The organism is Rhodovulum visakhapatnamense (genome assembly GCF_004365965.1).
Lineage (GTDB): Bacteria > Pseudomonadota > Alphaproteobacteria > Rhodobacterales > Rhodobacteraceae > Rhodovulum > Rhodovulum visakhapatnamense.
In genome coordinates, this window is sequence record NZ_SOEB01000017.1 from 56925 (window position 1) to 72751 (window position 15827).

Here is a 15827-nt window from a genome sequence, read left to right on the forward strand (position 1 = left end):
TCGTCAGCCCGCGACACGCGCCGGGTAGCCTGCATTGGCCGACGCGGTCGCGATGGCGTCGGCGCTCGTCGCGGCGGTGTCGAAGATCACCGTGGCGGTGCGGGCATCGAAGTCGATCTCGACGGCGCGCACGCCCGCGACGCCCTCCATCGCACGCTTCACGGTGACTGGGCAGAGCGCGCAGGTCATGTTGTCCACCGCGAAGGTGACGGTCTGCTCGGCGGCGACGGTCTGCGCGGCAACAGGGATGGCGGTGATCGGCACAACGGCGGTCAGGCCGAACAAGGCGAGTGCAAGGATCTTCTTCATGTGGATGTCCTTTCGGGGTCAGTAGAGAAGCGGGGCCCACCAGTCGATGGTGAGGGCTGCGAGAACGAGGATCAGGGAGGCCCAGAGAGCCGACTTGGTGATGCGCGCCGATGCTGGCCTTGCGCAGTAGGAACCGGGTTCGCAGACGGTTGGCTTGCGGAAATAGACCTGCCAGAAACCCGCCGCGATGAAGCCGAGCGCGATCACGGCGAAGATCGGCTTGTAAGGCTCCAGAGCCGTCAGGTTGCCGATCCAGGCGCCCGAGATGCCGAGAGTCAGAAGCACCAGCGGCCCGATGCAGCAGGCCGAGGCGAGAAAGGCGCCCACCACACCGCCCGCCGCGAGCCAGCCCTTTCGGGCGGGGCGATCCGCGCCCGTGCTGTCCGTTCTGTCGTCTGTCAGCGCCATGTCGCGCACCTCTCGTCTGTGATTGACGATGGGTGTAGGGTCTGTAGCAACTACAGGCTCAAGAGGAAACTTGCCCATGACCGATCACGAGCGCGAGAGCGGCTTCACACGCGGCGACCTGGCCCGGGCGACCGGCTGCAACATCGAGACGATCCGCTATTACGAGAAGACCGGCCTGCTGCCCGACCCGCCCCGCACGGACGCCGGCTACCGGGTCTATTCCGCCGCACACGCCACACGCCTCCGCTTCATCCTGCGCGCCCGCGAACTCGGGTTCTCGATGGAGGACATCCGCGGGCTGATGGGGCTCGGCGACGGCGCCGCGCCGACCTGCGCCGAGGTCAAGGAACGGACGGAGCGGCACCTTGCCGATGTCCGCGCGAGGATCGCGGATCTTCGGCGTATCGAATCCGTCCTCGCTACAACTGCATCCAGGTGTTCGGGCGCCGAAGTCCCCGATTGTCCGGTGCTCGACGCGATTTCCAACTCGGCCGACCCATGACACCTCGCGAAACCATCCTCGTCGCGCTGCACGCGCGGCTCTCGGCGCTGCCCGCCACCGCTCTGCGCGGGGACGTGCTGCCCGAGCGCATGCCGGTCGAGGGCCTGATGATCCTGCGCGATGGCGAACCAGGTGCGCCCGAAGTCACGCTGTCGCCGCTGCGCTATCACTACCAGCACCGAGCCGAGATCGAGGCGGTCGTTCAGGGTGCCGATCGCGACGCCGCCTTTGACACGCTGACCGCCAGCATCGGCGCAGCGCTCGCCGCCGACCGGACGCTGGGCGGGTTCTGCGACTGGGTCGAGGCCGAAGCCCCGCGCCCGGTCGATCTGCCGGTCGAGGGCGCGGCGAGTCTGAAGGCCGCCGTTATCCCGGTCGTGCTGCACTATTCCACGGCCGACCCGCTGGCCTGACCCAACCGACCACAGGAGACGAACATGGCACGAGCCCAAGGGGCGCGAGCGCTGATGGCGCTTGCGTTCGAGACGACCTATGGAACGCCGCCCGTCAGCGGCTTCACCCGCATGCCCTTCGCCAGCACGTCGCTCGGCGCGGAGCAGCCGCTGCTGAATTCGGAGCTTCTCGGCTACGGCCGCGATCCGCTAGCGCCGATCAAGGACGCCGTGACGGCCGACGGCGACGTCGTCGTGCCGCTGGACGCCGAGGCGTTCGGCTTCTGGCTGAAGGCAGCCTTCGGCGCGCCCACGACCACGGGCGCGGAGGCCCCGTACAGCCACGAATTTCAGTCGGGGTCCTGGACGTTGCCCTCGATGTCGATCGAGACCGGCATGCCCGAGGTGCCCCGCTATGCGATGTACTCGGGCTGCGTGCTCGACCAGATCACCTGGCAGATGCAGCGCTCGGGCCTGCTCACCGCGACCGCGCGGCTGGTGGCGCAGGGCGAGACGGTCGGCACCACGACCAGTGCCGGAACGCCCGCCGCACTGGAGTTGAAGCGCTTCGGCCATTTCAACGGGGCGATCACCCGGAACGGCACCGCCCTCGGCAATGTGGTCTCGGCCGAGATCACCTACGCCAACAACCTCGACCGGATCGAGACCATCCGCTCGGACGGCCGCATCGATGGCGCGGATCCATCCATTGCCGCGCTGACGGGCCGGATCGAGGTGCGCTTCGCCGACCAGACGCTGGTGACGCAGGCGATCAACGGCGAGGCCTGCGAGATGGAATTCGCCTACGTCCTGCCTTCAGGCGAAAGCTTCTCCTTCACCGTGCACGCCGTCTACCTGCCGCGTCCACGGATCGAGATTTCCGGGCCGCAGGGCGTCCAGGCGACATTCGACTGGCAGGCCGCGCGCGACAGCGTCGTCGGCCGGATGTGCACCGCCACCCTCGTGAATGACGTGGAGACGTATTGATGCTGACGCTCGACCTGACCAACGCGCCGCGCTGGCATGACCTCGCCCCCGGCGTCCGGGTGCAACTGCGCCCGCTGACGACCGCCCTGATGGTCGCGACGCGCAGCGACCCCGCCGTCGAGGCGGTGCCCGAGGAGGCTTCCGACGAGGAGCGCGCCGTCGCCTTCGCCAAGGCGCTGGCGCGACGGGCTGTGCTCGGCTGGGAGGGCATCGGCGATGCCGACGGCAACCCGATCGATCCCACCCCCGAGGCCATCGACGCGCTGCTCGACGTCTGGCCGATCTTCGAGGCCTTCCAATTGACCTACGTGTCCAAAGGCCTGCTGCTGGAACAGGAAAAAAACGCCTCCGCGCTCTCGCCGAGTGGTCCTTCGGCGGGGGCGAGCGCTACTGCGAAGCCTGCGCGCAAGCGTGCGAAGACTGCCCGACGCGCCTGAACCGGCCGCTTACCCATGAGGGCTGGCAGGTCTGGGATCTCGTCGGCCGCCTCGGCGGTCAGTTGCGCGTGCTGCCCGGCGCGGTGGTCGGCTGGGACCTGTCCGCGGCCCTCGCTCTGGGAAATGCGCTCGGCGTCCCGCCCGCTGCTGCGGGTGAACTCTTGCCCGTCATCGAAGCGGTGATGGTGGCCAAGCTCAACGAAAAGATGGATCATTCCCATGGCTGAGAAGAGGGTCAGCGTCCGCCTCGCGGCCGTGGGCGGACGGCAGGTGCGCGCCGAACTCGAAGGCGTGGGCGAGGCCGGGTCGCGCGGCTTCGGACGGCTGAGCCGGGAGATGGAAGCCGCGAACGCCCGGCTCGCGGCCTTCTCGCGGCGGGTGCGGGTCGCGGCTGCCGCTGCCGTGGCCGCCGCAGCCGCTGCTGGCGTGGCGATGATCCGGTCCAGCCTGCAGACGGTCGATGCGCAGGCGAAGCTGGCGCAGTCGCTCGGCACCACCGTCGCCTCGATCCAGACGCTGGAGCGCGCGGGCGATCTGGCGGGCGTCTCCATGTCCGGCATCGAGCAGGCCACCAAGGATCTGACGCGCCGTCTCAGTCAGGCGGCCGCCGGGACCGGCCCTGCTGCCGACGCGCTCGACCGGCTGGGGCTTTCAGCAAATGAGCTGATCGCCTTGCCGCTGGACCAGCGCGTGGGCGCGATCAACGCGGCGATCGAGAGCTTCGTGCCTGCCGCCGAGCGCGCGGCGGTCGCGGGCCAGCTCTTCGGCGAGGAAGGCTCCATCGCGATGAGCCGGATCGACACCGCGACGCTGCGCCAGGCGACAGAGGACGTCCTCGCCTTCGGGGTTGTCGTCTCCGAGCAGGACGCCGACCAGATCGAGCGGACGAACGACGCCATCTCGCGGCTCGGGTTGGTCTGGCGCGGGCTCTCGAACCAGTTGGCGGTCGCAGCGGCACCTGCGCTGGAAGCCGTCGCCGATGCCATGGCGGCGGTGGCCAGCCGCACCGGGCCGCTCGGCATCGCGACCCGCGGTCTCTTGGACAACATCGGCCGCCTGACCACCTATGCCGCCACCTTCGCGGCGTTCCTCGCGGGACGTTGGGTCGCCGGCATGGCGGCTGCGGCGCTCTCGGTCCGGGGCCTCGCCACGGCGCTCGTTGTCCTGCGCGGGGCGCTGATCCGCACCGGCATCGGCGCGCTGATCGTCGGCGCGGGCGAGCTCGTCTACCAGTTCACCCGGCTCGTCTCCGGCGCCGGCGGTTTCGGAGAAGCGATGTCGCTCCTGAAGGACCTCGCGGTCGAGGTCTGGGAACGCATCAGTATGGGCGCGGCGGCGGCGGGCGCGGCCGCCACGGCGATGTTCTTCGACCTGAAGGCGGATGCCGCATCGGGCATGCAGAGCGCCATCGAGAGCGTGGTGGGCTTCGGCAACACGGCCGCGAACACCTTCGAAGGCGCCTACGAGGCGATCAAGGCGATCTGGGGCCTGCTGCCCGCCGCCATCGGCGATCTCGCGTTCCAGGCGGCCAACAGCCTGGTCGATGGCGTCGAGGCGATGCTGAACGGGGTGGTCTCGCGGATCAACGGCTTTATCGGCGGCATCAACCAGGGGCTCGAAGCGCTCGGGTCGGAGCGGCGCATATCGCTGGTTCCGGACCTCGACCTCGGCGAGATCGAGAACCGCTTCGAGGGAGCGGCGACTGCCGCAACCACGGCAGCTCAGGCGGCCTTCGATCGGGCCTTCGAGGACAATCCGCTCTCCGCGCCCGATCTCGGTCTGACCGAGGCGGCGAACAGGGCGCTCGAGTCCGCCAACCTTTACCGCGGCGCGGCGCGCGACCTGGCGGAGGGGGCCCGTGCGCCCCTCGAAAGCTGGCAGGCGCTGCGCGATGCCGTACGCGGCACCGACGAGGACGGCGCCGACGCACTGGCCGAGACCACCGCTGCGGCGGAGCGCCTGGAGACGTCCCTCGGCGACGCCGGGCGCGCCGCAACAGATGCAGGTGTGGCGGCCGGAGCTGCTGCTGCGGTAGCGGAGCCCGCGACCGACGCGGCCGTCACCGGCTGGCGGGCGGTCACCGCCGCGCTCTCCGACTACGCCAGCAAGGCCCGCGAGATCGGTGGCGACATCGGCCAGAGCCTCGTCGGCGCCTTCCAGTCGGCCGAGAACGCGGTGGGCCAGTTCGTGAAGACCGGCAAGCTCGACTTCCGCGATCTGGTGACGTCGCTGCTGGCCGATCTCGCCCAACTGGCGGCGCGGCGGTTCATCCTCGGGCCGATCGCCAATGCGCTCTCCGGCGTCTTCTCCGGGGCGGGCGGCATCTTCGCCAACGTCCTGCATGCGGGCGGGATGGTCGGATCGGCTGGACCCTCGCGGATGGTCCCGGCCATGGCCTTCGCCGCCGCGCCGCGGATGCATGGTGGCGGCATGGCCGGGCTTCGTCACGACGAGGTGCCCGCGATCCTGCAGCGCGGGGAACGCGTGCTGTCGCGGCGGGAGGCACAGAGCTACGGCGCGGGCGGCGGGGTCAACGTGACCATCATGGCCCGCGACGCCGAGAGCTTCCGGCAATCGCGAACGCAGGTCGCCGCGGATATCGCCCGCGCCGTGTCGCTCGGTCGGAGGGGCATGTGATGGCGTTTCACGAGGTCCGGTTTCCCGACAACATCAGCCGAGGTGCGCGGGGCGGACCGGAGCGGCGCACGCAGATCGTCGAGCTCGCCTCGGGCGACGAGGAGCGCAACGCCAGCTGGGCCAATTCGCGCCGCCGCTACGATGTCGCCTATGGCATCCGCCGCGCCGACGATCTGGCCGCCGTCGTCGCCTTCTTCGAGGCGCGCAATGGCCGCCTGCATGGCTTCCGGTTCAAGGACTGGGGTGACCACAAGTCCTGCCTGCCTTCGGGCACGCCGTCGCCCACCGATCAGTCTATCGGCACGGGCGACGGCGCGACGACCGCCTTCCAGCTGGTCAAGCGCTACGCCTCGGGTGCGCAATCCTGGACGCGCGCCGTCGCGAAGCCGGTGACCGGAACCGCGCGCATCGCGCTCGGCGGGGTCGAGCAGCCTTCCGGCTGGTCGGTCGACACCGCCACCGGCGTCGTCACCTTCAGCACCGCGCCGGGCGCTGGCGCCGCCATCACCGCGGGCTTCGAGTTCGACGTGCCGGTCCGTTTCGACACCGACGCGCTCGACGTGACGCTCGACCTCGAGCGGCTCGGCTCGATCACCTCCATCCCGCTTCTGGAACTGCGCCGATGAAGTCCCTCGACCCCGACCTGCAGGCCCATCTCGACGAGGGAACGACGACGCTCGCCTGGTGCTGGCGGATCGTGCGCGCCGACGGCACGAGTTTCGGCTTCACCGACCACGATCGGACGCTCAGCTTCGAGGGGACGGATTTCGAGCCCGAGAGCGGGCTGACGGCCTCCGAGGTCCGTTCCGGCTCGGACCTCTCGGTCGATGCGCAGGACGCCGAGGGCGTGCTGACCTCGGACCGGATTACCGAGACCGACATCCTCGACGGCCGCTGGGATAACGCCGAGGTCGAAGTCTGGCGGGTGAACTGGGCCGACACGAACCAGCGCGTGCTGATGCGGCGCGGGGCCATCGGCCAGATCCGGCGCGGGCGGCTGGCCTTCGTCGCCGAAGTCCGCTCGCTCGCGCATGTGCTTGGCCAGACGATCGGGCGGACGTTCCAGGCGACCTGCGATGCCGCGCTCGGCGATGCGCGCTGCGGCGTCGATCTGGAGAACCCGGCGTTCAAGGGCACGAGCGTCGTGATCGACCTTCTACGCGACCGCGCCTTCACCGCTTCGGGCCTCGGCGGCTTCGCCTCCGGCTGGTTCACCTTCGGGACCATCGAATGGACCAGTGGCTCCAACGCGGGGCGTCGGGCCGAGGTTCTCGGCCATGATGTGACGGACGGCATCGCCGTGCTGACCCTTCTCGAGGCGCCGGTGCGCGAGATCTCCGAGGGCAATGCCTTCACCATCCGTGCGGGCTGCGATAAGCGGATCGAGACCTGCGGCGCCAGGTTCGCCAACACGGCTAACTTCCGGGGGTTCCCGCACATCCCCGGCCAGGATGCCGTGCTGCGCTACGCCACCAAGGATGGCGGCCACGAGGGAGGCGTGCTGTGACGCAACCTCTCGCATCGGCCGACCCCGCGCGTGTCGTCGCCGTCGCACGCTCCTGGCTCGGCACGCCGTACCACGACCAGGCCAGCCTGCGCGGCGTCGGTTGCGATTGCCTCGGGCTCGCGCGGGGGGTCTGGCGCGACGTGGTGGGGCCGGAGCCGTTCCCGATTCTGCCTTACAGCCGCGACTGGGGCGAGACCGGCCCGCGCGAGGTTCTGGCCGAAGGCGCGCGGCGCATGATGATCGAGGTGTCGCCTGCCGAGGCCGGTCCCGGCGCGCTGGTCCTCTTCTGCATGAGGCCCCGCGCCATCGCCAAGCATGTCGGGATCCTCACCGGTCCTGCCACCTTCCTCCACGCCTATGAGCGGCTCGGCGTGATCGAGGAACCGCTCACCAATGCCTGGCGGCGGCGCATCGCCTTCGCCTTCCTCTTCCCGCAACGCTGAGACCCCGACATGGCAACGCTTGTTCTCGGTGCAGCCGGCGCCGCCATCGGCGGTTCGATCGGCGGGGCGATCCTCGGCGTGAGCGCCGCGACCATCGGCGGCTTCATCGGCTCGAGCATCGGCTCGGTCGTCGACAGCTGGATCATCTCGTCGCTGGCGCCGACCCAGCGCATCGAGGGCGCGCGGCTCGACACGCTGCGCATCACCTCGGCCACCGAGGGCGCGGTGATCCCGCGGCTCTATGGCCGGATGCGGATGGGCGGCAACATCATCTGGGCGACCGATTTCCGCGAGGAGACGAAGACCACGACGCAGGGCGGCGGCAAGGGCGGCGGGGGCGGCAAGGTCAAGACCACCGAGTATCTGTACTACGCCAGCTTCGCGGTGGCCTTGTGTGAAGGCCCGATCACCGGCATTGGCCGGATCTGGGCCGACGGCAAGCCGATGGACCTCTCCGGCGTCACCTGGCGCTGGTATCCCGGCGACGAGGCGCAGACGGCGGACCCGTTCATTGCGGGGAAGATGGGCGCAGCCAACACGCCCGCCTATCGCGGCACCGCCTATGTCGTCTTCGAGGAACTGGCGCTTTCGACCTACGGCAACCGCCTGCCGCAGCTGTCCTTCGAAGTCTTCCGGCCGCTCGCCGATCCCGACACCGCCGAGGGGCTGACCCGCGCCGTCACCATGATCCCGGCCTCGGGCGAGTTCACATATGCCACGCAGGCCATCCGCAAGACCGATGGCGGCGCGACGATGCCCGAGAACCTGAACGCGCTGGCCGACTCCACCGACATGGTGGAGGCGCTCGACCGGCTGCAAGCGATGGCGCCTGCGGTCGAGAGCGTCAGCCTCGTCGTGGCCTGGTTCGGCGACGACCTGCGCGCGGGCTCCTGCAAGGTGCGGCCGGGCGTCGAGGTCTCGGCCAAGTCGACCACGCCCGCCAGTTGGTCGGTGAACGGCGTGAGCCGTGCCAACGCCTTCCTGGTCAGCCGCGACGACCAGGACCGCCCGGTCTATGGCGGCACGCCGTCCGACTTCGCCGTGGTGCAGGCGATCCAGGAGATGAAGGCGCGCGGGCTGCGCGTGACATTCTACCCATTCATCCTGATGGACGTGCCGCCCGGCAACACCCTGCCGAACCCCTATTCCGACAACGCCGCCGAGACCGGCCAGCCCGCTTTCCCCTGGCGGGGCCGGATCACCTGTTCTCCAGCGGCAGGCTACGCGGGATCGGTCGACAAGACTGCCACGGCCGCAAGCCAGGTCGCGGCGCTGTTTGGCGCGGCGACACCTGCGAGCTTCAGCGTGGCGGGTCAATCGGTTTCGTGGACAGGCACGCCCGGCGACTGGGGCCTGCGCCGCATGGTGCTGCACTATGCCCATCTCTGCGCGGCGGCGGGCGGGGTCGATGCCTTCCTGATCGGCACCGAGATGCCGGGGCTGACGACGGTCCGCTCGGGCGCGGCCACCTATCCGGCGGTGCAGGGCTATCGGGACCTCCTTGCCGATGTGCGGTCCATTCTCGGGGCCGGGACGAAGATCGGCTACGCCGCCGACTGGTCGGAATACTTCGGGCACCAGCCGGGCGACGGCTCGGGCGACGTGTTCTTCCACCTCGATCCGCTCTGGGCGGACCCGGAGATCGATTTCGTCGGCATCGACAATTACATGCCGCTGTCGGACTGGCGCGACGGGTTCGAGCACGCGGATGCGCAGGCGGGCTGGCCTGCGATCTACGACCGGGCCTATCTGCAGGGGAACATTGCGGGCGGGGAAGGCTTCGACTGGTTCTATGCCAGTGCGGCTGATCGGGTGGCACAGGTGCGCACCCCGATCAGCGATGGCGCGGCGGGCAAGCCATGGGTTTTCCGCTACAAGGATCTTCGCGCCTGGTGGTCGAACGCGCATTACGACCGCCCGGGCGGGGTGGAGAGCGGCACGCTGACGGCGTGGGCGCCGGAGTCGAAGCCGATCTGGTTCACCGAGCTCGGCTGTCCCGCCATCGACCGGGGCACGAACCAGCCGAACGTCTTCTTCGACCCGAAGTCGTCCGAGAGCTTCACGCCGCATTTCTCGCGGGGCTGGCGCGACGACGCGATCCAGCGCGCCTATCTCGAGGCGACGTACCTCTGGTGGGGCGTCCCGGCGAACAACCCGGTGTCATCGGTCTACGGCGGCCGGATGGTGCATGTGCCGGAATGCGCCGCCTGGACCTGGGACGCGCGGCCGTACCCGTTCTTTCCGGCGCTGACCGATGTCTGGACGGACGGGGCGAACTGGCGGCTGGGGCACTGGCTGACCGGACGGCTTGGCGCGGTGTCGCTGGCGGCGCTCGTGCGGCACCTCTGCCTGCGCGCCGGGCTGCCCGAGTCCCGGATCGACGTCACCGGCCTCTGGGGCGCGGTCGAAGGCTACGCCATCACGGCGCTGGAAAGCCCACGCGCCTCGATCACAACGCTGTCGCGGCATTTCGGCTTCGACGCCGTCGAGACAGAGGGGGGGATCCGCTTTGTCATGCGCGGCCGGGCCTCCGTCGCCACCCTCGCGCCCGACGATCTGGTGGCCACCCGCGAGGGCGATGTGCTGGAACTGACGCGCGGCCAGGAGACCGAACTGCCGCAGGCCCTGAAATGGCAGGTCGCCCGCGCCGACGAGGATTACGACGCGGCCCTCGTCGAGGCCCGGCGCATCACCGTGGACACGACCCGGATCGCGTCCGAGTCCTTTCCAATGGCGGTGCCGCCCGAGGAGGCCGAGAGGCGCTGCCGCCGCGCGCTGATGGAGGCGTGGGTGGGCCGCGAGACGGCGGCGTTCCGTTTGCCACCCTCGCGCCTCGCGTTCGATCCGGCCGATGCGATCCGGCTCGCGCATGACGGGCGTCTGGTCGATCTGCGGCTCGTCTCCATCGCCGACGCGGCAGCGCGCGGCATCGAGGCGGTGCGGCAGGACCGTGCGACTTACGATCTGCCGCCCGGCGATCCCCGCGCGGCGTCGCTGACGCGGGCCGTGGTGTTCGGCGCGCCGGACGCGGTGCTGATGGACCTGCCGCAGCTGACCGAGGACCAGCCCGCGCATCGACCGTTTGTCGCGGCGCACGCTCTTCCCTGGCCGGGCGAGATGGCGGTGTTCCGCAGCCCCTCGACGGACGGGTTCGAGTTGCTGACCACGTTCGGCAGCCGCGCCCGGATCGGAGCGCTGGTCTCGGACTTCTATCCGGGCCCCACCTCACGCTTCGACCACGGCAATGCGCTTGTGGTCGATCTGCTCACCGGCACGCTGGAGAGCGTCACCGACCTGACGCTGTTGGGCGGCGCCAATGCGCTGGCTATCGAGAGCGCGCCCGGCACCTGGGAGATCGTGCAGGCGGGCGCGGCCGAGCTGCTGGCGCCGGGTCGATACCGGCTGACCCGGCTCCTGCGCGGCCAGCGCGGCACCGAGGGCGCGATGGGCAATCCGGCGCCCGCTGGCGCTCTTGTCGTGGTGCTGGACGCGTCGCTGGCGTCCCTGCCGATTGCCGAGGCCGATCTCGGATTGCCGTGGAACTGGCGCATCGGTCCGGCGAGCCGCCCCGTCAGCGACGAGACCTATGTGGCGCAATCCTTCACGCCCGCGGGCGTCGGGCTGCGGCCGTTCTCCGGCGCCCATGTCGAGCAGCCGTGGCGCAGGCCGCGCACGCCCGGCGATCTGACGATCCGCTGGACGCGCCGGTCCCGAGCTCTCGCGGCCGACAGCTGGGGCGGGCTAGAAGTGCCGCTCGGAGAAGAGCTCGAAGCCTACGAGGTCGAGATCCTTGATGGCGCGACCGTTAAGCGGGTGCTGAGCACCGCCACCACCAGCGCGGTCTACACCGCCGCAGACCAGACCGCCGATTGGGGCGCGCCGCTCGGCCCCGGTGACACGCTCGACAGCCGCATCTACCAGCTCTCCGCCCTCGTCGGGCGGGGCGCGCCCAAGACCCTCACGCTGATACTCTGAAGGCCATCCCATGTCCGACGCCACGACCCATCTCCTGCTGCCCTACATCCTGGCGGCGCAGGCCCAGAAGCACGTCACCCACAACGAGGCGCTGCGGCTGCTCGACGGGCTCGTGCAGCTCTCCGTGCTCGACCGCGATCTGACAGCGCCGCCCGGCAGTCCCGCCGATGGCGATCGCTACATCGTCGCCTCGGGCGCGACGGGCGAATGGTCCGGATGGGACCTGAACGTCGCGCTCTGGACCGATGGCGCCTGGCTGCGACTTCCCCCGCGGATCGGCTGGCGCGCATGGGTCGAGGACGAGGGCCTGCTGCTGGTCTACGATGGCGCGGGCTGGCTCGGGACCACACCGGCGGCGCTGCAGAACATGGCGCTCCTCGGGGTTGGCACCACGGCGGATGCATCGAACCCGTTCTCGGCCAAGCTCAACGCCGCGCTCTGGACGGCGAGGACCGTGGCCGAGGGCGGCACCGGCGACCTGTTCTACACCATGAACAAGGAGGCGGCCGGCGACGATCTCGGTTTGACCCTGCAGACCGGCTTCGTGACCAAGGCGCTGGTTGGGCTGTTCGGCTCCGACCGCTTTCGGCTCGCGGTCTCTGCTGACGGCAGCACCTTCTTCGACGGGCTGAGCGTCGACAACGCCACCGGCGTCGTCGATCAGCCCCGGCTGCCGCGCTTCAAGGCATACACCAACTACGACAACTATGTTGGAGTGGGGGCCTGGACGAAGATTGGCCTGAACAACACCGACTACAACGACCAAGGCGCGTTCGACGCCGCGAACAACCACTTCGTGGCGCCCGTGGATGGCACTTACCTCTTCGGCGCCACGCTGCTCTACAAGGTCAATTCCAGCACGACCGCGCGTATGCGGGGGCGGCTCGTTCTGAACGGCACAACCGAAATCCGCGGCTCCTTCGGGGAGATCTCCGCCACCCACGTCTCGCTCGCCACCACGATCTGGCTGCAGACCATGGTCCCGCTGACGGCAGGCGATACCGTCGAACTGCAGGGGTATTTCCGGGTCGCGGACGGCTACTTCGCCGCCGATCACACGTCCTTCTGGGGCTGCAAGATCGGCTGAGCGGTGGAAGGAGGATCCCGATGACACCACCCCGATCCGACGGCTTCGTCCGCATGCCCGACGCCGAATTCGAGGCGATCCTGACCCGGGCCGCAGAGGAAGGCGCGAAGCGCGCGCTCGCCGATGTCGGTCTCGACGGCGACGAGGCCGCGCTCGACATCCGCGATCTCCGCTCGCTCGTCGACTGCATCCGCCTGGTGCGCCGCACCGCCATGCAGACGGCCGTCCGCATGATCACAACCGGCGTCATGCTGGCGCTGCTCGCAGGCATCGCCATCAAGCTCAAGATCTTCGGCGGCAGCCCGTAGCCGCGCCCCATCCCAATTCATCAGTTCGCAATCACCCGCCCTCGAGGCGGGTTTTTTTTTCGTTTCGGAGAACCCCATGACCACGACCTTCTACGACCACTGGCGCGACGTCCCCGTGAGCAGCTGGCGCTGGCCCAACTTCTCGCCAGCCGAGATCGCCTGCCGGGGCACTGGCAAGCTGCTGATCAACGAGCCCGCGCTCGACAAGCTGCAGACGCTGCGCGACCGGCTGGGCAAGCCGCTGATCGTGCGTTCCGCCTATCGCAGCCCCGAGCACAACCGCGCCGTCGGCGGCGCCACGCGGTCGAAGCATCTCGACGGCGCCGCCTTCGATATCGCCATGGCGAACCACGACCCAGCGGCCTTCGAGGCGGCGGCGCGGGAGGTCGGATTCCTCGGCTTCGGCTTCTATCCGCGCTCGGGGTTCATCCATGTCGACGTCGGGCCCGCGCGCCAGTGGGGCGAGCGGTTCCCGGTCCGGGCGACGGCATTTGCAGCCGAGACGACGCCCGCGCGCGAGGTGCTGGCTGACAGCCGCACCATGAAGGGCGGCGGCGCAGCCGGTGTGGCGACGCTGGGTGCCGCCGGGGTCGAGGTGGCTCAGAGCGTCCTGGCGGAGACCCAGTCCGCGATCCTGCCGCTCGTGCCGTATCTCGACACACTGCGCTGGGTGTTCATCGCGGTGGCGCTCGCCGGCATCGCGGTCACGATCTACGCTCGGCTCGACGATTGGAAGAAGGGGCTGCGATGATCACCGCGCTCCTGACCGGGTTCGCCGCCTGCCCGTGCATGCGGGTAGCTCTGCGCTACGGCGCCACCGCGTTCGCCGTGCTCCTGTTCCTGCTTTCGCTTCGGCGCTCCGGCGGGCGAGCGGGACGCCTCGCCGAACGCCTTGAAACCATGGAGAAGGCCAATGACGTCCAACGTCGGATGCTGGAAGCGGCGGCTCGCCGTCCTCGCGATCACCACGAGCTTGCTGAACGGATGCGGGACGGTTCGTTCTGAGCATGGCAGGCTCGCGACTTGCCCGCCCGTGGTCGAGTATGGCCGGGAGTTCCAGGCGCGGGCAGCCGACGAGCTCAATCTGCTGCCGGAGGGATCCGCAATCGTTGAAATGCTCGCCGACTACAGCGTCATGCGGGATCAGGCTCGGGCGTGCTCTTAGTAAGCTGAGCAATATAGTTAGCTTTATGTTTGCCCTACTAAACCTTTAGCCCCGCCCACCTGACCATAAACGTCCCGGCCAGCATGCTCACGCCAATCGCGAGGAGTAAAGGACCAGCGAATTCCTCTGCAACAATGCCCGATGTCGAGGAAGCCGACAGCAGCATGAGACTAAACTCGCCCCCATGAGCAAGAATGATTCCAGTTCGCCATGAAATCTGAAGCGACTCGCCGAATAGTCGGGCGACGACCATAACAATCAGCGTCTTGCCCACGAGAAGAATGACAAGCCAGATCAGTACCACAGGCCATGCAGATGGAATGATCCAAAGTGGCAATTGCGTTCCGATGCCGACAAAGAAAATCCCGACAAACAGATCGCGGAAGGGCCGAATCTCGTTCTCGACAGCATGGCGGGCGTCACCCTCGCCGATAATCATGCCGGCCGCGAATGCGGCGAGGGCCGGAGAAAGACCGGCGGAGGCCGCGACAATCGCAGACCCCAGTGCAATGGTGAGCGCGAGAAGCTGGGCAAGTTCCGGATCGCCACGCGACGCTACCCAACGGGCCAGCAACTGCAACGGGCCACGGGCAATGAACAGAGCTGCAACCAATGCCGTTGCACTGGCGACGACCGTTATCACGCCATACCCTTCGGCGGCTCCACTCATCGAATCGTGCAGAAGCAGGAATGCGACAGCTGCCAAGTCTTGAAACAGAAGCACCGCAATGGCCAGGCGTCCTTGGGCCGATTCCAGAGCGTTCGCGCTTGCGAGCACCTTGAGGCACATGGCCGTGGATGACATGGCAACGGCCCCGCCGATGAGGATTGCGGGGACGGGCGCGAGATCGAAGATCAGACTCGCTATCAACGACACCGTTATCGTCGTGACTGCAACCTGCACGGCTCCAAGACCGAAGACATGCTTCCTGAGCCTTACGAGCTTCTCGAACGAGAATTCCAGGCCGAGCGCGAACAGCAGCAGCACCACTCCGATCTCGCCGATGCTGCTCAGGGCAGCGTTTTCGGCAATCAGGCCGAGGCCGGCAGGTCCGATGACTATGCCGGCAAGAATGTAACCGACGATACTGGGCACGCCGATCCGTGAACATATCGTCACGAGCACGAACGCGGCAAAGACCAACAAGGCCGCACTTTCAACAAATCCGGTCACGCCATGCATGTTCTTCTCCTTCTTCTCCTGATGGCATGGCGCAGGTAAGGCCAATACCTGTAAACTCTAGACGTGCGAGCGCGCCCACTGCGCTATCTGCGCGGCAGGCATTGCTCCGCTCGTTCTCGCGATTTCCTTCCCGCTACTGAACAGGATCATGGTGGGAATGCCGCGGATCCCGTAGCGGCCGGCAATCTGCTGTTCAGCCTCGGTGTCGAGCTTGACCAGGCGGACATGGTGTTCGAGGGAGCGCGCCGCCGCCTCGAACTGGGGCGCCATCATCTTGCATGGCCCACACCACTCTGCCCAGAAGTCGACCAGCATTGGCAGTTCGGCATTCGCATGGCGGTCAAAATTAGCCGCGGTGAGCGTGACGGGCATGCCTTGAAAGAGAGGCGCGCCGCAGCGTCCGCAATTGGGGTTGTCGCTCAGGCGCTCTTGCGGCACCCTGTTGGTGGAATTGCACTGCAGGCAAGCGACCGTGGGCATCCTGTAT

At 68.5% G+C, this 15827-nt stretch carries 18 protein-coding genes; 14 read left to right on the forward strand and 4 right to left on the reverse strand.

The features are described from left to right. Positions 1 to 3: 3 nt before the first annotated feature. A complete protein-coding gene (locus EV657_RS14790; protein WP_062563548.1) occupies positions 4 to 309 on the reverse strand; it encodes a heavy-metal-associated domain-containing protein in 306 nt (101 codons plus the stop codon). Between the two features lie 18 nt (positions 310 to 327). Next, positions 328 to 717 carry a mercuric transporter MerT family protein gene (locus tag EV657_RS14795; RefSeq protein WP_062563549.1) on the reverse strand — a complete coding sequence of 130 codons (390 nt, stop codon included), beginning with the start codon at positions 715 to 717 and terminating at the stop codon, positions 328 to 330. 76 nt (positions 718 to 793) lie between these two features. On the opposite strand from EV657_RS14795, the gene EV657_RS14800 reads away from it, so the two are divergent. The 14 genes from EV657_RS14800 (at position 794) to EV657_RS14860 (ending at position 13997) form a co-directional block, all read left to right on the forward strand. After that, positions 794 to 1219, forward strand: a complete 426-nt coding sequence (locus tag EV657_RS14800; RefSeq protein WP_062563550.1) for a MerR family transcriptional regulator — start codon at positions 794 to 796, stop codon at positions 1217 to 1219. Beyond that, positions 1216 to 1632, forward strand: a complete 417-nt coding sequence (locus tag EV657_RS14805) for an acyl-CoA transferase (RefSeq protein WP_083548833.1) — start codon at positions 1216 to 1218, stop codon at positions 1630 to 1632. Before EV657_RS14800 ends, EV657_RS14805 begins: the two co-directional genes overlap by 4 nt. Positions 1633 to 1656: 24 nt before the next feature. After that, positions 1657 to 2598, forward strand: a complete 942-nt coding sequence (locus EV657_RS14810; protein ID WP_083548834.1) for a phage tail tube protein — start codon at positions 1657 to 1659, stop codon at positions 2596 to 2598. Further along, complete coding sequence (locus tag EV657_RS14815; RefSeq protein ID WP_083548835.1) at positions 2598 to 3035, forward strand: hypothetical protein; 438 nt, start codon at positions 2598 to 2600, stop codon at positions 3033 to 3035. Before EV657_RS14810 ends, EV657_RS14815 begins: the two co-directional genes overlap by 1 nt. Before the next feature lie 68 nt (positions 3036 to 3103). Beyond that, the gene (locus EV657_RS21635; protein ID WP_419181863.1) at positions 3104 to 3262 is read left to right on the forward strand and encodes a DUF7697 family protein; all 159 of its coding nucleotides are present in this window, start codon (positions 3104 to 3106) and stop codon (positions 3260 to 3262) included. Continuing rightward, positions 3255 to 5672 (forward strand): phage tail tape measure C-terminal domain-containing protein, encoded by a 2418-nt coding sequence (locus EV657_RS14820; protein WP_134078617.1) that lies wholly within the window; start codon positions 3255 to 3257, stop codon positions 5670 to 5672. Before EV657_RS21635 ends, EV657_RS14820 begins: the two co-directional genes overlap by 8 nt. Continuing rightward, complete coding sequence (locus tag EV657_RS14825; protein ID WP_083548837.1) at positions 5672 to 6298, forward strand: DUF2460 domain-containing protein; 627 nt, start codon at positions 5672 to 5674, stop codon at positions 6296 to 6298. The genes EV657_RS14820 and EV657_RS14825 overlap by 1 nt, the downstream gene beginning before the upstream one ends. Continuing rightward, positions 6295 to 7179: a DUF2163 domain-containing protein gene (locus EV657_RS14830; RefSeq protein WP_093359545.1), complete on the forward strand. Its 885-nt coding sequence runs from the start codon at positions 6295 to 6297 to the stop codon at positions 7177 to 7179. Before EV657_RS14825 ends, EV657_RS14830 begins: the two co-directional genes overlap by 4 nt. After that, a complete protein-coding gene (locus EV657_RS14835) occupies positions 7176 to 7622 on the forward strand; it encodes an NlpC/P60 family protein (RefSeq protein WP_093359544.1) in 447 nt (148 codons plus the stop codon). Before EV657_RS14830 ends, EV657_RS14835 begins: the two co-directional genes overlap by 4 nt. Before the next feature lie 9 nt (positions 7623 to 7631). Then, positions 7632 to 11597, forward strand: a complete 3966-nt coding sequence (locus EV657_RS14840; protein WP_123644175.1) for a baseplate multidomain protein megatron — start codon at positions 7632 to 7634, stop codon at positions 11595 to 11597. A gap of 10 nt (positions 11598 to 11607) precedes the next feature. After that, the gene (locus EV657_RS14845) at positions 11608 to 12684 is read left to right on the forward strand and encodes a DUF2793 domain-containing protein (protein ID WP_134078619.1); all 1077 of its coding nucleotides are present in this window, start codon (positions 11608 to 11610) and stop codon (positions 12682 to 12684) included. 53 nt (positions 12685 to 12737) lie between these two features. Further along, entirely contained in the window at positions 12738 to 12992 is a 255-nt protein-coding gene (locus EV657_RS14850) for a DUF6127 family protein (RefSeq protein WP_111432025.1), read from the forward strand. A gap of 76 nt (positions 12993 to 13068) precedes the next feature. After that, the gene (locus tag EV657_RS14855) at positions 13069 to 13743 is read left to right on the forward strand and encodes a YcbK family protein (protein WP_134078621.1); all 675 of its coding nucleotides are present in this window, start codon (positions 13069 to 13071) and stop codon (positions 13741 to 13743) included. Further along, positions 13740 to 13997 carry a hypothetical protein gene (locus tag EV657_RS14860; RefSeq protein WP_134078622.1) on the forward strand — a complete coding sequence of 86 codons (258 nt, stop codon included), beginning with the start codon at positions 13740 to 13742 and terminating at the stop codon, positions 13995 to 13997. The genes EV657_RS14855 and EV657_RS14860 overlap by 4 nt, the downstream gene beginning before the upstream one ends. A 197-nt stretch (positions 13998 to 14194) precedes the next feature. Here EV657_RS14860 and EV657_RS14870 read toward each other — a convergent pair whose 3' ends face one another. Further along, positions 14195 to 15340, reverse strand: a complete 1146-nt coding sequence (locus EV657_RS14870) for a cation:proton antiporter domain-containing protein (RefSeq protein ID WP_134078625.1) — start codon at positions 15338 to 15340, stop codon at positions 14195 to 14197. Positions 15341 to 15397: 57 nt separating this feature from the next. Further along, on the reverse strand, positions 15398 to 15820 hold the full coding sequence (gene trxC, locus EV657_RS14875; protein ID WP_134078627.1) for a thioredoxin TrxC: 423 nt from the start codon (positions 15818 to 15820) through the stop codon (positions 15398 to 15400). Between the last annotated feature and the right edge of the window lie 7 nt (positions 15821 to 15827).

Coding starts and splice junctions, on each gene's coding strand:
- EV657_RS14790 (WP_062563548.1), bottom strand. CDS start 309: ATGAAGAAGATCCTTGCACTCGCCTTGTTCGGCCTGACCGCCGTTGTG.
- EV657_RS14795 (WP_062563549.1), bottom strand. CDS start 717: ATGGCGCTGACAGACGACAGAACGGACAGCACGGGCGCGGATCGCCCC.
- EV657_RS14800 (WP_062563550.1), top strand. CDS start 794: ATGACCGATCACGAGCGCGAGAGCGGCTTCACACGCGGCGACCTGGCC.
- EV657_RS14805 (WP_083548833.1), top strand. CDS start 1,216: ATGACACCTCGCGAAACCATCCTCGTCGCGCTGCACGCGCGGCTCTCG.
- EV657_RS14810 (WP_083548834.1), top strand. CDS start 1,657: ATGGCACGAGCCCAAGGGGCGCGAGCGCTGATGGCGCTTGCGTTCGAG.
- EV657_RS14815 (WP_083548835.1), top strand. CDS start 2,598: ATGCTGACGCTCGACCTGACCAACGCGCCGCGCTGGCATGACCTCGCC.
- EV657_RS14820 (WP_134078617.1), top strand. CDS start 3,255: ATGGCTGAGAAGAGGGTCAGCGTCCGCCTCGCGGCCGTGGGCGGACGG.
- EV657_RS14825 (WP_083548837.1), top strand. CDS start 5,672: ATGGCGTTTCACGAGGTCCGGTTTCCCGACAACATCAGCCGAGGTGCG.
- EV657_RS14830 (WP_093359545.1), top strand. CDS start 6,295: ATGAAGTCCCTCGACCCCGACCTGCAGGCCCATCTCGACGAGGGAACG.
- EV657_RS14840 (WP_123644175.1), top strand. CDS start 7,632: ATGGCAACGCTTGTTCTCGGTGCAGCCGGCGCCGCCATCGGCGGTTCG.
- EV657_RS14845 (WP_134078619.1), top strand. CDS start 11,608: ATGTCCGACGCCACGACCCATCTCCTGCTGCCCTACATCCTGGCGGCG.
- EV657_RS14850 (WP_111432025.1), top strand. CDS start 12,738: ATGCCCGACGCCGAATTCGAGGCGATCCTGACCCGGGCCGCAGAGGAA.
- EV657_RS14855 (WP_134078621.1), top strand. CDS start 13,069: ATGACCACGACCTTCTACGACCACTGGCGCGACGTCCCCGTGAGCAGC.
- EV657_RS14860 (WP_134078622.1), top strand. CDS start 13,740: ATGATCACCGCGCTCCTGACCGGGTTCGCCGCCTGCCCGTGCATGCGG.
- EV657_RS14870 (WP_134078625.1), bottom strand. CDS start 15,340: ATGCATGGCGTGACCGGATTTGTTGAAAGTGCGGCCTTGTTGGTCTTT.
- trxC (WP_134078627.1), bottom strand. CDS start 15,820: ATGCCCACGGTCGCTTGCCTGCAGTGCAATTCCACCAACAGGGTGCCG.